The organism is Caballeronia sp. HLA56 (assembly GCF_054655155.1).
In genome coordinates this window covers 1,569,191-1,587,624 of sequence record NZ_BAAHOB010000005.1, presented here as the reverse complement: position 1 = coordinate 1,587,624, position 18,434 = coordinate 1,569,191, and the positions used below count along the sequence as shown (strand labels likewise).

Genomic DNA, 18,434 nt, shown 5'->3' with positions numbered 1-18,434 from the left:
TAAAGACTCGTCACTTCTCTCATCGTCAACAGTGCGACATCCCCTCGTTAGCTCATCCAATTGGAGCATTACTTAAATGAAAATCACGCTATTGGTGAGTTCCATGGGAAGCGGCGGCGCGGAAAGGGTCGCGGCCACCCTCGTGAATGCCTGGAGTGAGCGCGGTGACGATGTCACGCTGGTCGCTACATATAGCGGTAAGGGTGATTGCTTTTACAAGATTTCCGAGAACGTTCGCTTCATCTATCTGACTGACCGTGCAGGGAGTCAAGGCGGCAAGTTATCGAGCTTCGTTCAGCGGCAGCGGGCTTTGCGCTCGCTCGTCCGGGAGAACCGGCCCGACGTTGTGATTTCCTTTTTAACCAATGTAAACGTAGCCGCAATTCTTGCAACATTAGGCTTGGGCATTCCGGTTCTCGCTTGCGAACATAACGATCCATCTCGCGACGGACGATCCGCGTTATGGAAACTGCTTACTCGTCTAACTTACCCGCATGCCAGCGCGATAACGGTGCTCACCGAAAATGTCGTCGCGCCGTTCAAGACAACGGTGCCCGGCATGCGACATATTGCTGTCGTCCCAAATCCGCTGCCTGACGAATTATTCCAGCAGTCGGCGCCGTCTATCGAAACCGGCGCGCGCATGCGCCTCGTTTCGCTCGGACGATTGCATCCGCAAAAGAACTATCGCCTTTTGATCGACGCATTCTCGTCCATTGCGAATGCGTGCCCAGAATGGGATCTGTGGATATGGGGTGAAGGCGCCGAACGCGCATCGCTCGAAGCGGAGATCGAAAGGCGAGGTATGACCCAGCGCATCTTTCTTCCGGGTGTCACCGAAAATCCATGGACGGAGATTTTGCGCTCGCAGGCATTCGTCATGTCATCCCGCTTCGAAGGATTCGGCCTCGCGCTCGCCGAGAGTATGGCTTTAGGCGTTCCCGCCATAGCTGTCGATTGTCTCAGTGGTCCGCGCTACATCACGCGCGACGGGCAGGACGCGCTGCTTGTGCCAGTCGCCAATCCGCAAGCGTTAGCCGCTGCAATTCAAAGGATGCTCACCGATGACACGCTGCGTGCCGAACTGAGTCGCAAAGGTGCAAAGTCCGTTCGCGAGCGATATTCAACGAATACGATTCTTCGCGTGTGGGACGAGTTGTTCACGCGCGTTGGCGTGGACACCGACGATGCTGCGGCGCGCCGACCCATCCATGAAACGACATGACAGATTACGACTCACACGAATCGCACGGCGCCTACGACTCGACGCGCCGTTGATATCGCCTAATGAAGAAAATAGCTGTAGACATCAGCCTGAGAATTCTTGAGAGCATCTGCCGACAGGGTTAGAAGAATCAGCGCAGTCCACCATATCACGAACGCGTTCCTGAATCGAATTTGCGAAATCACGTACGGCAGCAGTAACGCTATGCAATACCACACGCGTCCCTTCCCAAACGGAAACAGCACATACGCAAAGACCAAATAAGCCATGAGCGCAACGTGCATCGTGCATAGCTCCGTCCATACCTTGTCCTTCGCTGTGCCCTTCTCTTTCCATTGCGTATAAAGCACAATGACAGAAGCCGTTGCATAGACGATCAACAGGATGAGCAGCCGGATAGTGAAATCGTCCTGGTAGTCCGCATATTCCTCGACTCGCCTGCCGCCGAAATTATTGAAAAGATAGCCCGCCGCGGCGGCGAGTACGAACGCCGTCAAACTCGAAACGATCAACGCTCGCCATTTTCGATCTCCGCACGCTCGAATGGAGAGCAATAGCAACGCGGGTATCGCGAAGGTCGTATGAACGAAGCTCGCGAGCACCCATCCGAGGACGGGCCGCTGATAGCGCAGCGTGATAAGCATCGCTATGCCGAATGCCAAACCTTGACGGATTTGAAACAGTCCGACCGTAGCCAAGGCTACCGGAACGACCGCCCAAAGAAGCAGCCCTAGTAGCGGTCGCCGGACTTCTAAAAGCGCCGCAATGACAAGTGCGTTCGCCAATACTACGGTCACTCTTACACCAATATCGGGTGTTACGCCGAACGCATTCAATACGATCAACCAGGTACGCCAGCCGAATTCCTCCGTCACCGTGCTGATGACAAAACTGAGCGTTGAAGTGCGTGTCTGATAAAGATTGACGAACCAGTCCCACGTTGTCTGGCTGAAGTACTCCAGGTAATTGTCCTGATCGAGCAGCATCGTACGATCGCCTACCGCCACCACGACCAGCAACAGAATCGCTATCAGGATGAATAGCCAGCCGCCAGGAGTATTCAGGTAGGCTCGCGCCTGAGTTTTGCGACGGGGAACTGCTGGACTCGGCGCTTGAGTCATTCTGGCTTTCATCGAAATTCTTTTAGGTCGGATAATGCGCTCGGCGCCGGCTTGCTGCCTTGCGAGGTTGTCGTCGGCAAAGTGCGCCGGTTATCGAATAGTCTTCAAGTCCGTTACTACGATCTGCGGTCCGCGCTTGTCGTAATCGTGGCTTTCGACGGAAAGAAGCTTTGCTTGATCCAGGCCGCCGATCGATTGACGATTCGTCCTTTCACAATTGAACCTTTGGTATCGAGACCTGAAACGCTAAAGGCGGCGATCTTCGCGGATTCATCGCGCTGACCGCTGATATCGATCTGCACGTCCTTGGACTCGACACCGGCAATCTTCAAGAGATAGACGAGGATGCCGATCTTGCAGTTTCGCGTGACAGGATTGACGACCCTGATGTTCTCCAGCACGTCACGATTCGAATTGGGCTCGATATCCAGACCCGCCGACGGCGCCGTTCCACCGATGTTCTCCCACAGACCGCCTTCAATGAAAACGTTCCTTCCGCTAATGATGGATATTCCCTGTCGACGACAGTTATTCGCGTGATGGTCGATCACGTGAATATCCTGAGGCGGCATGCTGGTCGGCTGATAACTGTTCGCCAGGTAGATACCGTCGCCCCAGCAACCCACCGTGGTTGCCGATTTGATCGTGATTTTTGAACTACCTGCTATCGAAATGCCCATGCCGTAGCCTTCCGAATGCGTTTTGGGCTGCGCCGAGTTCAACTCACGACTGCCGTCTAGCGTCGCGTTCTCCAGCACAACGTCGCTCACGTCCCACATGCGCAACATTTGATACGAAGGCGTGTCATGCGCAAGCAACTTGATCGAGGCGCCCGGTTCGAAGCGAACGCGCGAGCCGCTTCGCAGACTCAGTCCTTGCGTGTCGATGCGGCACTGTCCGCCAATGAGTAACGTCTTGCCAACTGAGCGATCGATCGCATCCTGAAGACGCGACGTGTCATCGCTCACGCCATCGCTGACGACGCCGAAGACACTCGCATGCACGACGTCGTCTTCATTCAATATCTTAGCCGCCGCCGACCGACACGCAAGCCCATGCGCCAGAGGCATCGACGCTATGACTTTGAGCGCAACTCTTCTGCTTATCATGATCGTTCTCAAGCGTTCTGCGTTGTTCCATACACCGCAACGGTCCGCTCGATCACGATCCTTTCGTCGAACTCTGCGAGCGCGCGAACGCGCGCATTGGCACCGATCGTTTCGCGCAACACCGGGTCGTCATGCAGACGCGCGATTGCATCTGTCAGCGCGACGCCGTCCTTCACCGGAACGCGCAAGCCATCGACGCCATCTTGACTCACGACCTCGCGACAACCCGGCGCGTCCGTCGTCACCAGCGCGATGCCGCATGCTGCGGCTTCGATCATCGCCTTTGGCAATCCTTCTCTATAACTGGGCAACACCATGATGTCGATGTCGCGTAGCAACGCCGGCATGTCACCGACATGACCGAGCCAAGTCAGCGTGCCCTCCTCGACCCAGGCCTCAACCGTTTCTGTCGGCACCGAAGCAGGATTGCCCTCGTCGGGATCGCCGGCGAGCAGGAATTCGAACGAGCGCTGGCTGTTTCGCAGCGCGCGCGCCGCTTCCACGTATTCCGCGATGCCTTTGTCCCACAGCAGGCGCGCAGCCAGCAAAACGCGAATCGGTCGTGGCGTGCCGCTCGTGTCCTTCGCGCGTTGGGCGAACTTCTGTACGTTCACGCCCGATCCGGGAATGAGGTGGATGCAAGACTTGTCGACGATCCCGGCGTTGATGAACATCGCGACATCGTCCGGGTTCTGGAGAATCAGCGATGCGCCGCGGCCATTCAACGTCGCGCGCATCAATATTTTGACCAGCGGTCGTAAGACGCGCGCCTTCAACGAATCGTTCGTAAACACGAAGCCGAGACCTGCCACAGCGTTGACGCGCTGCCTGACGCGCGCGAGACGCGCCGCAAGCGAACCGTACACCGCGCATTTAATGGTGAACCCATGCACGACATCTGGCCGCTCTTTGCGGAACAGGCGGCATAGGTGCAAGACCAGCAAGAGTTCCCGCAAGGGGTTCAGACTGCGTCGTTGCATCGGCACGGGAAGCCAGCGGAATCCGGCGTCCTCTAACCCCGCGACATAAGGCCCCGGCGGCGACATGAGCAACACCGACCAGCCATTGTCCCGAAGATTCTTCGCGAGCGACAAACGAAAATTGAAAAGGTACCAATCCGTATTGGCAAAGAGAACGACTTTTTTCATGACCTACCGACCTAACTCACGTCGAAACTTGAACCGCCAGTACAAATAAAGCGCTGATCCGAATGGCAGATTCAACAGCACCTGCAAGCGATGCCCGGACGCCATCGCGATCTGGTACACGGAACGTCGCGCCAAAAACTCGTAAGCAATGAGCCGCCACGTCATCACGATCCGCGTGCGCATGTTGACCGGCGGCGCGATTGCCCAGCGAATGCCGTGTGCGGACCCGACCGGGCACAGGACCGTCAGCGCCGCGCCGCCTCGCGTCAGACCATCGGACAGATACTCGCAAACATAGAAGCCGATGTTCACATGCAGCATCCGATACCGCCGCCCGATCATTCCCCATACGGCGGACTCCATCATGAAGCGCTCGCCTTCGACTTCCGGAAAAGGAAACTGCTTCAAGATGTCTGCGCGCCAGACTTCGGCCTTGTCGCCACGCACGCCGCGATTGATGCGCATATCGATGTATGTCGCCAACTCGCGGTCCGGCTCGAAACGGTCACCGATCACGCGTCCATCCGCGCGCAGTCTGAGAAAGCTCATGCCGCATACGTCGGGAATGGTTCGACACGACGACCAGTTGTCGCGAATCGTCGCGATGGCATCGAGCGTGAGCGTGTCATCGCTATCGACCGAGATGATCAATTCGCCCTTCGCAAGTGCGAAGCCCCGATTCAGCGCGGTATGCTTCCCGCCGTTCGGTTTCTGAATGTAGCGTAGCGGCCAATCGACCTGGTCAGCCCAGCGCTCGCAAAGCGCGCGCGTGTTGTCGACGCTGCCATCATCGACGACTATCCATTCGAAATCTCTGTCGCTTTGTTTTTCGAGGCTGGCGAACAAGCTTGGCAACTGAGCCGCACGGTTATAGCTGGCGGTAATAACAGAGATGAACGTCATCGAGAAAACTTGACAATGCGTGGCATGCGGGTGAGGCGATTCCAAGTCGGCGATCGCGTCAGATCAGGCATCGGCGAGAAATCAGGCTGCATGCTCTTGCTCCATGTCCTCTTCCTCGTTCTCGTGGATGGAGAAAAGATAGAGAACGAACACGACGCCGGCCATGACAGCAGTGCCTACAGGAAGCGCCGCCAAACCGAGCATTGGTGTGAAGGCGAAGTTGGCCGCGACCTTGGCGACGAAGCCTGCGCATGTGATGAACGCGATCGACCGATAGCGCCCTTCGCTGGCAGCCATCTGCATCAACACTAATGTGGCAAATGCTGGCGCTAATTGCAGCGTGAACCAGCGAAGCAAGACCGCGACATGTTCAGTATCGACTGCCGTGAAGGCGCCTCGTTGAAACAGCACACGCACGATCAAAGGCGCGGCGAACGAAGCGACACATGCCGCCACGGCGCCGATTCCGAACATGACGTAGGCCCATTTGATCGCCATGGATCGAGCGCGCTCGCGTTCGCCATTGCGGATTGTCTGCGTCAACACGGGCAACGTCGCCCTTCCGATTGCCGATGCACCGAGACCCATCAGCAACGCAATCAGCCGATTGGCATAACCGAGCGTGGCGACCGCTCCAGCACCTTCACGGGTCGCCATGTATTGATCGATAGGCACGATACAAGCAAGGATGGCCTGACTGATGAGCATGACGCCGATCGAATGCGCCATGGCCCGCCACTGCGGCGAACTGAACCCGAAGCGAATGGGAGCGCGGACCTTATCCGCACGCCTTGCGAACATGGACAACAAATAAACTTGCAGCGCGAGTCCGAGCGTAACGGCCATGTAAAGCGGCTTGATCGACGAACCGGTACTGAGGATCACCACGAAAAAGAGCACTGCAGCCGGCACGGCTTCGAGCAACGTGTTGATATGCCGCTCGCGTGCCTGCAAGCGCGCGGCATCGATACACATGAGCAAGGTGAGCGGCACGAGCGGCGACATGCCGACGATAAATTGCATCGCGAGCGATCTCGTATGCTCGGGCAGCGGTCCACCCACATAGGCGATCACCACGGGCGATGCGAAGACGAGCACGTTGGCGATGGCAAGACCGACGAGCCACGCCAAGCCACGCAATTCGCCGATGAAGTTGGCGAGCGTGTCCGTGTCGTCGTTGCGCATGCGCACGAGCACGGGAATCAGCACGGTACTGAGCACCGTGACGAGCATGGAAGGTATCCATGTGGCGAGCGTGAAGGACAACTGGTAGGCATCGACGATACCGCTCACGCCATAGCGATACGCGATCGCCATTTCCTTGAAGGCGCCGGCACTCTTGCCCATGAGCACGAAGAGTGACACCCATGCGGCGCCCTTCGCTATCCTGCGGTGATCCGGATGCGCGTTCGCAAGCTTGGCCCGAAGCTTGGAGGCCAGTCCGAAGCTCATGTCCGCTTCTCTCTGCGACGCCGCGGAACGACCTTGCCCGCGCGCGCGGCGACTTCGCGCCAGGTCGACTCATACGCTTTCTGCATCCGCTCGAGACCGAAGTTACTCACAATGCGAGTGCGCGCGCGTTCCCTGCGCGCTTTACCTTCAGTCGTGCGGTTCATTGCAATTGCTGCACCAAGCGCCTTTGAAAGCGCGACTGAATGACCAGGCGGGACGACCCATCCTTCGCTACCGACTATCGTGGCAACGTCGCCTACATCGGTATTCACGCTCAACGTGCCGCAAGCCATCGCCTCGGCGACCACGTTCGGGAACGCTTCGCCAGCGCTCGGCAGCACGTGGATATCGAGCGCGTTCATGACGCCTGGGATATCGTCCGACGGTCCCGCCAGAAGCACGCGTTCGCGCAAACCGACAGCATCGAGCGATGCGAGAAGATCGGCGTTCGCGGATGTCATGTCGGCGCCGACGAGCACCAGCTTGAAAGCGACGCCATTATCGGCGAGCATCGCCGCGGCGCGAAACAGGTTCGGATGGTCTTTCTGAGGATTCCAACGCGCGACGGATCCGATAAGCGGCGTATCGTCCGAGACTTGCCAGAGCTGTCGTTGCGCGGCCCTTGCATGAGGATCCGGCGAGAAGCGTTCGATGTCGTAGCCGTTCGGGATCCACGAGAACTTGCTGCCGTCATAGCCGATCTGTTGATGCGCGGCCTGGCCTCGTTTCGAGCAGCACACGATGCGGTCCGGCACGAAGCGCGAGAGCAATCCGCACATCTTCGCGATCCGGACCGTCATGCGTGTGTTCTTGTCGGAATCGAGATTCGCGTGATGAACTGCCCAGCAAATCGGCTTGAAGCGCGTCAGATAGGCAAGCACGCCGCCGATGAGATCGGCGTGATACATCCAGGTCTGCACGACGTCCGGGCCGAATGCGCGCATGACCGACCAGAGACGAAGCAACGCGCGCGGCGTGATTCGGCCTTTCGAACAATTCAGCGCTTCGACTTCGATGCCTTGTTCGAGCAACTTCGCCGTGTAGTACCCTTCTCCGCGCATACAGACCACGCGATGCTCGATGCCGCTCGTGCGCCCGTGCGACACAACCTGGAACAACACCGCCTCGGCACCACCGCGATCGAGGCTGCTGATGATATGCAGAACCTTCATCGCGATGTATTACCGTTGCTCGCATCGGAAGATTGGACGTGGTCTCGCTGCGTCTTCGTCGACGCGATATACCACGGCACGGCGGTCCGAATGCCTTCGTCGAGCCGCACGCCGTCGGCATATCCAAGCATCGACTTCGCCTTCTCTATACTGGCCTGCGAATGACGTACGTCCCCTGCGCGAAACGCGCGGTATGTCGGCGGCCGATCGTATCGAATGCCGTATTCTCCAAGCGTGTCACGCAGCAAGCCGAACAACTCGTTCAACGTCGTGCGATCTCCGAGTGCGACGTTGAAGACCTGTCCGCGCACATCATCGCTCGCCGTTGCTGCGAGCAGATTGACCTGTACCGCGTTATCGACGAAGCAGAAGTCGCGGCTCGTCTCGCCGTCGCCATTGATCTGCACGTCTTCGCCGCTCATCATCGTGGCGATCCAGCGCGGAATGACCGCCGCATACGCGCCGTTCGGGTCCTGGCGTTTGCCAAAGACGTTGAAGTAGCGCAAGCCCGTCGCCTTGAAGCCGTAGCAGCGCGCGAAGACTTCTGCATAGAGCTCATTCACATACTTCGTGACGGCGTAAGGCGAAAGCGGACGTCCGATATTCGCTTCCTCTTTGGGAAGCGCCGGATGATCGCCGTATGTCGAACTGGACGCCGCGTAGGTGAAGCTGGATACGCCTGCATCGCGCGCGGCGACCAGCATGTTGAGGAAGCCACCGATGTTCACCTGATCGGTCGCGACCGGATCGTTCAGCGAACGCGGCACCGATCCCAAGGCGGCCTGATGCAGCACATGCTTCACGCCAGCGACAGCGGTCTCGCAATCTCGCGCATTGCGGATATCGCCTTCTATCAGCGTGAAGCGTGACCATTGCTCCGGCAACACCGAGGTCGCCACTTCGTCGAGATTGCGCCGATGACCGGTCGCGAAGTTATCGAGCCCGACGACTTCCTGATTCAGCCTGAGCAGCGTCTCGACGAGATTCGAACCGATGAATCCCGCCGCGCCCGTGACCAGCCATCGCACTGGATTCGCTCGCAACGCTTCGCAGATAACCTGATAGCGATTCATCGTGAGTATCCTTACAGGCGCAGATCCGAACCATCGGCCGGCAAGACATATTTGAGGTCGTAGAGAAGGTGCTCCTTCTTGCCGAAATCGCGCATGCCCTTTCCGAGCGTGACGAACTGCTCGTGAGCGACCGCGATAACGATCGCGTCATAAGCACCCGCCTCAGGCGACTCGACGAGATCGATGCCGTATTCGTCCTTGACCTCGTGCACAAGCGCCCACGGATCGCAAACATCGACATGCGCCTGATACTCTGCAAGCTCGCTGACGATGTCGATGACACGCGTGTTGCGAATATCCGGGCAGTTTTCCTTGAACGTGAGACCGAGAATGAGCACGCGCGCATCGGCGATAGCAATGCGCTTCTGCGCCAGCGCCTTGACGAGTTGCGCGACGACATACTGCCCCATGTTGTCGTTGAGGCGACGACCCGCGAGAATGATCTCCGGGTGATATCCGATCTCTTCGGCCTTATGCGTCAGATAGTAAGGATCGACGCCGATGCAGTGACCACCGACCAGACCCGGCTTGAACGGCAGGAAGTTCCACTTCGTACCCGCCGCGCGCAGCACGGACTCGGTATCGATATTCATGCGATTGAAGATGATCGCGAGTTCGTTGATCAACGCGATATTCACGTCACGCTGCGTGTTTTCGATGACCTTCGCGGCTTCGGCCACGCGGATGCTCTCCGCCATGTGCGTTCCCGCCGTGATGATCTCGCGATAAACGGCATCGACCTTGCGCGCGGTTTGCGGCGTCGAACCGGACGTCACCTTGCGAATGTCCACTACGCGATGCGTCTTGTCGCCGGGATTGATGCGCTCGGGACTGTAGCCGACGAAGAAGTCGACGTTCATCTTGAGACCAGAGACGCGCTCGAGCACGGGCACGCAGACTTCTTCGGTGGCGCCCGGATAGACCGTCGATTCGAACACGACGATGTCGTTTTTCTTCAGCACCTTGCCGACGGTCTGGCTTGCCGAAATGAGCGCGCCGAGGTCGGGCCGGTTGTACGCGTCGATTGGCGTCGGCACCGTGACGATGAAGAAGTTGCACTTGGCAAGATCCGCCGCATCGGCGCTGAAACTAAGCTGACTTGCGCGGGCGAGTTCCTCGGTACTTACTTCGAGCGTCGAATCGATACCCTGCTTCAGCGCATCGATACGCGTCGTGTTGATATCGAAGCCGACTACGGGACGCCCGCGACCAAACTCGACGGCAAGAGGCAAACCTACATAGCCCAGACCGATGATTGCAATACGGAGATTTTCTAACATTTCGTTTAACCAACCTTCAGTGTTTCTCGATGCTTTGCTTGAAACATCGACGCCGAATTCGTCACGGCGTGCTTTTAGCGAGTGCTGCGATCAGGAGCGGTCCTGGTAGTAACCGTCTCCGGTATAGCGATAGCTTTGGTATCGGCCGCCGTAGCCATAGATTCTTCCGCGCGGCTTGATTGCGTTGAACAGCAAGCCGGTGACTTGCGTGCCGGTCTGCGTCAGACGCTTGATGGATTCGCTGACCTCTCCGCCGCGGGTCACGCCAGAGCGCGTGACGAGGAAGACGCTGCCCGCCGAGCCAACGATGGTTTCCGCGTCGGAAACGACGAGTACTGGCGGCGCGTCGACGATGACGACGTCATAGGCACGGGATGCTGCCGAAATGAAATCGCCCCAGTTTTTATGCGAGAGCACTTCCGCAGGGTTTTGCGGATAATTGCCCGACGAGACGAAATCGAGATTGGGAAGAACGTCCCGATGCACGACAGAATCGACCGACCTGGCTTCGGATATCGCGTCGGACAGCCCGGCATCGCGCCCCAGACCGAAGTACCGGTTGAGATAACCCTTGCGCATGTCCGCATCGATGAGCAACACGCGGGCGCCGCTCGACGCCAGCACCGTCGCGAAGTTGACGGACACGAACGACTTGCCGATTCCCGGTGTCGGACCCGCGATCAACACGACGTTATTTTTTCCGCCCGATGCGACGAACTTGAACGCGGTCCGAAGACTGCGCAGGCTCTCCACGGCTGGATCGTTCGGATATAGATTCGCGAGCACCAGCGGGCGCGAACCGTCGCTTCGCAGGTTACGGATGAGTTCGGCCTGCTTGTCGCTAACGGGAATCGTGGCGTAGACGCTGAGACCGGTGTGCTCTTCCAGCGAGATCGGATCGGTGACGCCCGTGAACAAGCGGTCCTTTACGAGAGCGAGCAAGGTTCCGAGGAACAGACCGACGATCGCCGCAGCGGCCATGACGATCAGCTTGCGCGGCTTGACCGGGCGCTCGGGGATATCGGCGGTATCGACGATCCGCACATTGCCGATCTTGCCCGCCTTCACCAGACGCAACTGCTCGACGTTGCTGCGCATGGCGACATACAGGTCCGTCGAAACACGCACATCCCGCTGAAGCTTGAGCATGTCCTGCTCGGTCAGCGGCATCTGGCGAATCTGCGCGGCGATGCTATCGATCTGCTTCTGGTTCGTCGCAATTTGTTCGTCGATAGCGAGCAACGACGGATGCATCGGACCGAAACGCGTCGCCAAGTCCTGGCGCTTTTGCTTCATCGCGATGAGGCGTGTCTCCGCGTCGGCCGATTGCTGCAAGCTGACCTTGCCGGCCTCGGACAAGTCCACGATCGTGTGACTGTTTTGATATTCGCTCAACTTCGCTTCAGCGTCTTCGAGTTGCTGCTTCATGACGGGAAGCTGAGCGTCGAGGAACGAGATGGAATGTTCCGCTTGAGCCGCTTTGCGGTCGGCATTCTGCTTGACGTATTGGCGGCCGAGTTCATTCAGCGTGTCGCTCAGAAGCACGGGGTCCGTGCTTTCGAGCGTCGCGGAAATCACGCCCGAGTGCTTGCCCTGCTCGATGATCTGCAACGACTTGATGAGGTCATCGGTGGTGAGTTGGCTCGAACGAGATTTCAGGACGAAGCTGGCGCCCGGTCTTCCGGACAGCTTGGTGACCTTCAGGGTGAGCGCGCCGAAGCTCGAGTTGAACTTCTCTTCGGTGCCGATAGAACCCGTCACTGGAGATTCCAGTCCGTAACCGCTCAGGCTGTACCGGCTGTCCTTTAGCACTGTCAGGTCGTAGCTACGTCCCTGAAGCTTGCGGGGAACCTCGAAGGCGGCAAGCTCGATCGATTCGCTGCCCCAATCGAAACCGCCCCAACCGAATACCCCAGGATTCGACAGTCCGTCGTTGTGAGATGCCATCCATTTACCGAACACGGGAAAATAGCGTGGTTTCGCTTCGACATTGAGTTTCAGCGCGTCGACCGTTCCGGACGCGACGAGCCGCGAACCAAGAATCTGGATTTCGCCATCCGCTGACGATTTGACATCGAACATGGCGGAAACATCGCTAAGTAGGTTCTTAGCGCTGGCCGCATCGGAAGAATCTTCGACGGCTACCAGAATGCGCGAGCTATAAACCGGCGTCGCGAGAAACGCATACATTGCGCCGACGATCACGAACAGCGCAGCGACGATGGCAATCAGCTTTCTGTGATCCAACAGGGCGTCCAGCAACTCGACGATACTTAGTTGATCGCTGCTCTCGCCATGCGACATAACCGGTAGATTCTCTTGTTTCATAACTTCCAACGCGTTGATTCAATTCGCCCGACCCAGTCCGAAAGTCCTCTTTCGATCAAGTCAAAACAGTCTTCGAAAACATTCCGTTCTTTTCGGTACGGGTCCGGTACTTCAAAGTTACTGAATTGACCTAGCCTGAAGACGCGACCTTTTACAAACGGATATCGCTTCTCCAGATAGCGCTTTTGCTGTTCCTGCATTACGAGGATCAACTCGGCGCGCTTGCAGTCGAAGCCGCTCAACTGCGCGCCACGATGAGACGAGATGTCGATGCCGTGATCCTTCATCACGCCTTGTGCGTATGGATCGGCCGGCTGTCCGGCAAGCGCGCTGATTCCGGCGGACCAGACTTCCAGCGACGGCACTTTCGACTGCAACCAACCCGCTGCCATCGGACTGCGGCAGATATTTCCCTCGCACACGAGGAGAACGGAGTCGATCATCCCGAGACTCCTGTGCGATCGTTCATGCGAGTCGTGTGTGAGGACATGATCAATAGCCCGCTACCTGGCGCCCGATGTTCGCGCCTTGCGCGCTCGGCAAGAGCAGATTGACAATGCGGTTCCAGCGAGCAAGACCAGTGGCGTCCACATAGACGACATCCTTTGGCTGCAGCTCGAAGTGCTCCGCGAGCGCCAGTGCCACCGGCGACGTGCTGTCGAGATGAAAGACCTGCGGCGCGGCCGGGTCTTCGGTCGGACGTACGACATAAACTCCTGCCGCTTCGGCCGTCGAAGGATTCACGCCGGCAGCCGAGGCCAGTGCGTCATTCAAGGTGAGTCGACCGTCGTGCATCGACAGCGTCATCGGGCGCATTACTTCGCCGGTGACGAACACCTGGTTATAGGTCTGCGGCAAGACACGAACGACATCGCGGTCTTTGAGGAAGATCATCGATGCATCGAGTTTCTGTTCCGCGAGTTGTGGCAAGCTAATTTGAAAGGTCCGGCCGTTACGCAAGATCTGGATCCGGCTGGTGTCGCCCACGCCGGCGGTGACGCCATTGGCCTCGCTGAGCGCTTCCGACAGGGACATCGGGACATTCGTGATCGGCTTGATGCCAGGCTGATTGACTTGGCCCTCCACGAACACGCGCTGACTGCGATAGGCGACTACGCTTACCGTCAGTTGCGGATTTCTCAGATAAGGCGGGAGAAGGCGCTTTAACGTCACTTGTAACTGAGCGACGGTTCCGCCAGAAGCCTTCACTTTTCCAATATATGGAAACTGAATGTCCCCGTTATCCCCGACGACGAAGCCGGGGACCGTCTGTGTGCTGAGACCCGGCCCATTGGGCAGCGTGCCGGCTGTATCGCCGATGCTGTAGGTCAGATTTGGAACGACCAGTTCGGGGTGATCCCATACGATGATGGAAAGCACATCGGCCGGCCCGATGACGTAATGACTGGGATAGCCGATGAGCTGGCGATAATCGCCTTGGGACGTGGCATCGCGCTCAGCCTTTTGCTGCCTGACCAGTTGCGGCGTGATGGTCACGATGTCGGGTGTTGAGGCTGGGTCGGAAGAGTCGACTGGTGCTTTGGGATCGAGTCGCATGCCAGGGGCAAGCGCGCATGCGCCAAGCAGTGCGGGCAGCATTGCGATAGAGAGAGCCAACTTGAGACGGTCGGAAAATTTCAAATCAACCATTGCTTGCGGGTGTTCAATTCAATTCGGTTCAAACACTGGCTTGACGCTGAATCGGCGTCGGCCTTAGTCCGTGTTCTCAATCAAAATTTCAGGGTTAAAAACAGAGACGGTTTTATTGTTCAGCGTGCACGACAATAGGTTGCTCTTTGACAGGCGCTGGCCGAAGCCAAGCCGGCACGTGAAATCTCACGATTGCGGCATACAACCAGACATAGGTGGCAATAAAGAGGAGTGCCGACGCGCCGAGAAGAACTGGAGATTCTGAAAACAAGGTTGCCGGAACGACCGCGCAAAGCGTCAGCGTCCACAAATAAGGAGATGCCCGGGAATTTCTAAGACTCAAGGCGCGTGAATCGCATCGATTCAATTCTCCGCCAAGCACGCGACGATAAACCAGTGTATGCAAATGAACCGCATCAGGCGCACCGGCAGGCAAACCGCGCACGAGTTTTCTTCGGTAGATCGAGAAGACGGTTTCGAAGACTGGGTAGATCGTTACCAGAATTGCGTAAAGCGGCGAAATGCTGGGATTGCGCATGGTGAGCAAGATCAGCAACTCGGCGATTAGAAAACCGATGAAATACGCGCCGCCGTCTCCGAGAAAGACTCGGGAGATCGGAAAATTCCAGGCAAGAAAACCGGTAATCGCACCAATCAGCGTCAACGAGACAATAACAATTGTCGAGTCGCCCACATGAAACGCCACTAGGCCGATCGACGCTAAAATGATGATCGCAACAACGGATGCAAGCCCATTCAAACCGTCGATGATGTTAATTGCATGCACCACGCCAGATACTGAAAATACTGTCAGAGCAATCGCGATCGGCGAGAAAACAAGCAATGCATCGACATAAGAAAAGTTCACCCGTGTAACCACCGCCCGCAGTGCGAAGCAAGCAAGCAGTGCCGCAATCATGGACGCGATCAAACGCGTTCTCGGGCTGATTCTCTTGGTCAGATCCTCGGCGAAACCTGACAGGAACGCGGGCAAGGAACAGCCAAGCAAAATTAGAGCTTCGCTACTGTTACGCGAAGGATTCAGAAAGGCATTCAAGAGTAACGAAGCAGCGACTGCGACGATGACGCCCGCGCCACCGATTCGTGGCACCGCAACCGCATGGACTTTTTGAATCCCGTTCAGATCGCGGTCCATTGAGAAGGAACCATGCCAGCGCTCGAAGCGAACAATGAACAGTACCGAAACAAAGGAGACCAAAAGCGCGATCAACACAACCAACATCGAAATCACCACCAAGTCCTCAACCTAAAATCGAAAGCCTTTCTGCGCAAGATCAAAATAAGCGTGAATATTGGCTTCTTCTTTCCTGCCAAACATGCGAGATAGTCCGCTTGTTTATGCTTTTCATTATCACCGCTTTCAGGCCCTAATGACCTATCAACTTCTAAAGCACTTTGTTTCACGCTGACCTTTCAAGGCGCTCCGCCATTTCCAGTAACGGCCTTTGAATCTATATCAACGGACGAGCCGCAAGCGTTATTGGGAAATGTCTTAAGAGGATGAACCATAGGGTGGCGGCTGCCAAATCGCCGTTACTAAAATTCACGGGCTTTGATGTAAATGCTAACAACGAGCAAGTGTACTAGCAGTTGTAAAAAGTCTGGCAGCGATCAGGACATAAACTGTGCAATTTCATCGCATTCTTAGGCTTAATCGACGTACGCGTAAGCTCTTTTACAGACATGTCTTAGTCTTCCAAGGAATTCCGAGACAAAATGTGTAAACCGTTAGGATAATTCCGTTTGTATCGAGGGATAACCATCGATTTTCGGAGAGACGTGCGAAAGAAAGCGAGATGGCTCGATCCGGATGAGAGGTCCGGCTTCACGCGTTTTAGAGGTTAGATTTCTGCGCGGCGGACGTTTCGCGCGCTTACTGTTCGTGCGCGGCGGCTAAGGGTTCCGACAGCGCCGCCGGAGCATACTGCGATCAACGTGTGGATCGAACGGTGCGTGTGCGTGTGCGCGTTTTCGATGTTTGACTACGCGATCCCATCATGCCAGACACGCGATTGCTCGAATTCAAGACGCAGACAACCCCGCGCCTGAAGAAGAGGTAGACAGTTCCGCGCGGCACTGCTCTGGCAAGCGACTCAGCGAATCGCCATGCATGGCTGTAAGAACTTATCCACGCCAGTCAAGATTAAATCTCACGCGACCGGGCCCGATCACCGCCCAAAAACAAAAAGCCCCGCAAGTTTTTAACCTTGCGGGGCTTTTCTACTACTACTGGCGGAGACGGAGGGATTCGAACCCTCGATCCAGTTTTTAGCCAGATGCTCCCTTAGCAGGGGAGTGCCTTCGACCACTCGGCCACGTCTCCCAAACCGTTCGTCGCACCGGGAGTGCAGTGCAACGAGATCGAGATGATAGCGTGTTCGCCCGCGCCGGTCAAATTCGCATAACGATTTTTTCCAATCGATTGCGCATCGGCTCATGGCTTACGCGAACCGCAACAGTGCATGAGCCCTCGAACCCGTCGCAACGCTCAACGCCACACTCAAATAAGATTCAAGCAACACTCAAGCACGGTCGAGCTCGAACGCCTTATGCAGCGCGCGCACCGCGAGTTCGGTGTACTTCTCGTCGATCAGCACGGAGATCTTGATTTCGGAAGTCGAGATCATCTGAATGTTGATGCCCTCTTCCGACAACGTGCGGAACATGGTGCTCGCGATACCCACGTGCGAACGCATGCCGACACCCACCACCGACACCTTCGACACCTTCGGGTCGCCCAGCACGGTCTCGGCCTGCACGTGGCCCTTCACTTGGCCATTCAGGATCTCGAGCGCGCGCTGATAGTCGCCGCGGCCCACCGTGAACGTGAAGTCGGTCTTGCCGTTCACGCTCTGGTTCTGAATGATCATGTCGATGTCGATGTTCGCATCGGCGACAGGTCCGAGAATCTGATACGCGACGCCCGGCTTGTCCGGCACGCCCATCACGGCGATGCGCGCTTCGTCGCGCTGAAACGCGATGCCAGAAATCACTGCTTTTTCCATGTTCTCGTCTTCTTCAAAAGTAATCAGGGTGCCCGAGTGCATTTCCTTTTCGAGCGGCATAAGCGGGTCGGTCAGGCTCGAAAGCACACGCGTCTTCACCTGATACTTGCCGGCAAATTCCACCGAACGGATCTGCAGCACCTTCGAGCCCAGGCTCGCCATCTCCAGCATCTCTTCGAAGGTCACGCGGTCGAGCCGGCGCGCTTCTTCGACGACGCGTGGATCGGTCGTATAGACGCCGTCGACATCGGTATAGATCAGGCACTCGTCAGCCTTGAGCGCCGCGGCGATCGCGACCGCCGAGGTGTCCGAGCCGCCGCGCCCGAGCGTGGCAATGTGACCTTCCGGATCGACGCCCTGAAAGCCCGTGATGACCACGACCTTGCCCGCATCGAGATCCTTGAGCACGCGCTCGCCGTCGATTTCGCTGATGCGCGCCTTGGTGAACGCGCTGTCCGTCTTGATCGGCACTTGCCAGCCGGCGTAGCTCACGGCTTCGAGGCCTTCGGCGTGCAGCGCGATGGCGAGCAAGCCCACGCTGACCTGTTCGCCGGTGGAGGCGATCATGTCGAGTTCGCGCGGGTCCGGATTGGGCGTGATGTCTTTCGCGAGGCCGAGCAGGCGGTTGGTTTCGCCGGACATCGCCGAGGGCACGACGACCAGCTTGTGGCCTGCCTTGTGCCATTTGGCAACGCGCTTGGCGACGTTCTTGATGCGCTCGACCGAGCCCATCGAAGTGCCGCCGTATTTGTGTACGATGAGTGCCATTGTCGTTTTGAACTGGAAGGAAAACCGCGCTTCATGCGCTCGTTGCAATGCGCTTTAAGCGTTGTGGCCGATCACTTCGGGGATGATTTGAAGCTGGCGACGCGACGCGTTGGCGCATATGCCGCCGCGTGCTTGGGGTACCGGATTGCAATACCAGCAGCAGTTGCGTTAGCCAATCG

General features: G+C 57.4%; 14 protein-coding genes and 1 tRNA gene. 1 reads left to right on the top strand and 14 read right to left on the bottom strand.

The window, feature by feature from the left end; genetic code table 11:
• Positions 1–76: 76 nt before the first annotated feature.
• Entirely contained in the window at positions 77–1,225 is a 1,149-nt protein-coding gene (locus ACYQ47_RS26985; protein ID WP_459907811.1) for a glycosyltransferase family 4 protein, read from the top strand.
• A gap of 59 nt (positions 1,226–1,284) precedes the next feature.
• On the opposite strand, the gene ACYQ47_RS26980 is transcribed toward ACYQ47_RS26985, so the two are convergent.
• The 14 genes from ACYQ47_RS26980 to ACYQ47_RS26915 form a co-directional block, all read right to left on the bottom strand.
• Positions 1,285–2,358, bottom strand: coding sequence for an EpsG family protein (locus tag ACYQ47_RS26980; protein ID WP_459907809.1), 1,074 nt, complete (start codon positions 2,356–2,358; stop codon positions 1,285–1,287).
• Positions 2,359–2,462: 104 nt separating this feature from the next.
• A complete protein-coding gene (locus ACYQ47_RS26975) occupies positions 2,463–3,125 on the bottom strand; it encodes a right-handed parallel beta-helix repeat-containing protein (protein WP_459907807.1) in 663 nt (220 codons plus the stop codon).
• Positions 3,126–3,463: 338 nt separating this feature from the next.
• Positions 3,464–4,603: a glycosyltransferase family 4 protein gene (locus tag ACYQ47_RS26970; RefSeq protein WP_459907805.1), complete on the bottom strand. Its 1,140-nt coding sequence runs from the start codon at positions 4,601–4,603 to the stop codon at positions 3,464–3,466.
• 3 nt (positions 4,604–4,606) lie between these two features.
• Positions 4,607–5,506: a glycosyltransferase family 2 protein gene (locus ACYQ47_RS26965; protein ID WP_459907803.1), complete on the bottom strand. Its 900-nt coding sequence runs from the start codon at positions 5,504–5,506 to the stop codon at positions 4,607–4,609.
• Between the two features lie 81 nt (positions 5,507–5,587).
• Positions 5,588–6,958, bottom strand: coding sequence for a murein biosynthesis integral membrane protein MurJ (gene murJ / locus ACYQ47_RS26960; RefSeq protein WP_459907801.1), 1,371 nt, complete (start codon positions 6,956–6,958; stop codon positions 5,588–5,590).
• Complete coding sequence (locus tag ACYQ47_RS26955) at positions 6,955–8,130, bottom strand: glycosyltransferase family 4 protein (RefSeq protein ID WP_459907799.1); 1,176 nt, start codon at positions 8,128–8,130, stop codon at positions 6,955–6,957. The genes murJ and ACYQ47_RS26955 overlap by 4 nt, the downstream gene beginning before the upstream one ends.
• The gene (locus tag ACYQ47_RS26950; protein WP_459907797.1) at positions 8,127–9,203 is read right to left on the bottom strand and encodes an SDR family oxidoreductase; all 1,077 of its coding nucleotides are present in this window, start codon (positions 9,201–9,203) and stop codon (positions 8,127–8,129) included. The genes ACYQ47_RS26955 and ACYQ47_RS26950 overlap by 4 nt, the downstream gene beginning before the upstream one ends.
• Positions 9,204–9,214: 11 nt before the next feature.
• On the bottom strand, positions 9,215–10,483 hold the full coding sequence (gene tviB, locus ACYQ47_RS26945; protein ID WP_250509216.1) for a Vi polysaccharide biosynthesis UDP-N-acetylglucosamine C-6 dehydrogenase TviB: 1,269 nt from the start codon (positions 10,481–10,483) through the stop codon (positions 9,215–9,217).
• A 90-nt stretch (positions 10,484–10,573) separates the two neighbouring features.
• Positions 10,574–12,811 (bottom strand): polysaccharide biosynthesis tyrosine autokinase, encoded by a 2,238-nt coding sequence (locus ACYQ47_RS26940; RefSeq protein ID WP_459907795.1) that lies wholly within the window; start codon positions 12,809–12,811, stop codon positions 10,574–10,576.
• Positions 12,808–13,254 carry a low molecular weight protein-tyrosine-phosphatase gene (locus ACYQ47_RS26935; RefSeq protein WP_309843513.1) on the bottom strand — a complete coding sequence of 149 codons (447 nt, stop codon included), beginning with the start codon at positions 13,252–13,254 and terminating at the stop codon, positions 12,808–12,810. Before ACYQ47_RS26935 ends, ACYQ47_RS26940 begins: the two co-directional genes overlap by 4 nt.
• A gap of 49 nt (positions 13,255–13,303) precedes the next feature.
• Positions 13,304–14,461 carry a polysaccharide biosynthesis/export family protein gene (locus tag ACYQ47_RS26930; protein ID WP_459907792.1) on the bottom strand — a complete coding sequence of 386 codons (1,158 nt, stop codon included), beginning with the start codon at positions 14,459–14,461 and terminating at the stop codon, positions 13,304–13,306.
• A gap of 112 nt (positions 14,462–14,573) precedes the next feature.
• The gene (locus tag ACYQ47_RS26925) at positions 14,574–15,704 is read right to left on the bottom strand and encodes an MraY family glycosyltransferase (RefSeq protein ID WP_459909331.1); all 1,131 of its coding nucleotides are present in this window, start codon (positions 15,702–15,704) and stop codon (positions 14,574–14,576) included.
• A gap of 1,008 nt (positions 15,705–16,712) precedes the next feature.
• Positions 16,713–16,805, bottom strand: a tRNA-Ser gene (locus tag ACYQ47_RS26920).
• 199 nt (positions 16,806–17,004) lie between these two features.
• A complete protein-coding gene (locus ACYQ47_RS26915; protein WP_244825543.1) occupies positions 17,005–18,255 on the bottom strand; it encodes an aspartate kinase in 1,251 nt (416 codons plus the stop codon).
• Between the last annotated feature and the right edge of the window lie 179 nt (positions 18,256–18,434).

What these genes read in the sequence shown, in the direction of transcription:
- ACYQ47_RS26985 (WP_459907811.1), top strand. Translation starts at nt 77, where the DNA reads ATGAAAATCACGCTATTGGTGAGTTCCATGGGAAGCGGCGGCGCGGAA.
- ACYQ47_RS26980 (WP_459907809.1), bottom strand. Translation starts at nt 2,358, where the DNA reads ATGAAAGCCAGAATGACTCAAGCGCCGAGTCCAGCAGTTCCCCGTCGC.
- ACYQ47_RS26975 (WP_459907807.1), bottom strand. Translation starts at nt 3,125, where the DNA reads ATGTGGGACGTGAGCGACGTTGTGCTGGAGAACGCGACGCTAGACGGC.
- ACYQ47_RS26970 (WP_459907805.1), bottom strand. Translation starts at nt 4,603, where the DNA reads ATGAAAAAAGTCGTTCTCTTTGCCAATACGGATTGGTACCTTTTCAAT.
- ACYQ47_RS26965 (WP_459907803.1), bottom strand. Translation starts at nt 5,506, where the DNA reads ATGACGTTCATCTCTGTTATTACCGCCAGCTATAACCGTGCGGCTCAG.
- murJ (WP_459907801.1), bottom strand. Translation starts at nt 6,958, where the DNA reads ATGAGCTTCGGACTGGCCTCCAAGCTTCGGGCCAAGCTTGCGAACGCG.
- ACYQ47_RS26955 (WP_459907799.1), bottom strand. Translation starts at nt 8,130, where the DNA reads ATGAAGGTTCTGCATATCATCAGCAGCCTCGATCGCGGTGGTGCCGAG.
- ACYQ47_RS26950 (WP_459907797.1), bottom strand. Translation starts at nt 9,203, where the DNA reads ATGAATCGCTATCAGGTTATCTGCGAAGCGTTGCGAGCGAATCCAGTG.
- tviB (WP_250509216.1), bottom strand. Translation starts at nt 10,483, where the DNA reads ATGTTAGAAAATCTCCGTATTGCAATCATCGGTCTGGGCTATGTAGGT.
- ACYQ47_RS26940 (WP_459907795.1), bottom strand. Translation starts at nt 12,811, where the DNA reads ATGAAACAAGAGAATCTACCGGTTATGTCGCATGGCGAGAGCAGCGAT.
- ACYQ47_RS26935 (WP_309843513.1), bottom strand. Translation starts at nt 13,254, where the DNA reads ATGATCGACTCCGTTCTCCTCGTGTGCGAGGGAAATATCTGCCGCAGT.
- ACYQ47_RS26930 (WP_459907792.1), bottom strand. Translation starts at nt 14,461, where the DNA reads ATGGTTGATTTGAAATTTTCCGACCGTCTCAAGTTGGCTCTCTCTATC.
- ACYQ47_RS26925 (WP_459909331.1), bottom strand. Translation starts at nt 15,704, where the DNA reads ATGTTGGTTGTGTTGATCGCGCTTTTGGTCTCCTTTGTTTCGGTACTG.
- ACYQ47_RS26915 (WP_244825543.1), bottom strand. Translation starts at nt 18,255, where the DNA reads ATGGCACTCATCGTACACAAATACGGCGGCACTTCGATGGGCTCGGTC.